Source organism: Tritonibacter sp. SIMBA_163 (assembly GCF_046535935.1).
GTDB classification, from domain to species: Bacteria; Pseudomonadota; Alphaproteobacteria; order Rhodobacterales; family Rhodobacteraceae; genus Epibacterium; species Epibacterium scottomollicae.
Window position 1 is genome coordinate 1 of record NZ_JAWJBP010001549.1, and the last position, 229, is coordinate 229.

Here is a 229-nt window from a genome sequence, read left to right on the forward strand (position 1 = left end):
TGCGCGGGCGGTGGTATCACCTTGCGTGCACAAAGCGCTTGCGTCCCGGGCGCAGGGTGTGCAGAAGTTTTCAGCAGACCACATCGGAGGCACCATGGACGATCTGGACCGCCGGATCATCGCGGCACTACAGCACAACGCACGCGAATCCACGACCAAGCTCGCGGCAAAGCGCGGCGGGGCGCGGACCACCGTGCATGAGCGGATCACCCGGCTGGAGGACCGTGGC

1 protein-coding gene is annotated in these 229 nt (G+C 66.4%); it reads left to right on the top strand.

The genetic code is table 11. The features are described 5' to 3' along the window. Positions 1-94 precede the first annotated feature (94 nt). A partial coding sequence (locus R0J92_RS27475) for an Lrp/AsnC family transcriptional regulator (protein WP_411054008.1) occupies positions 95-229 on the top strand: 135 nt, incomplete at its 3' end.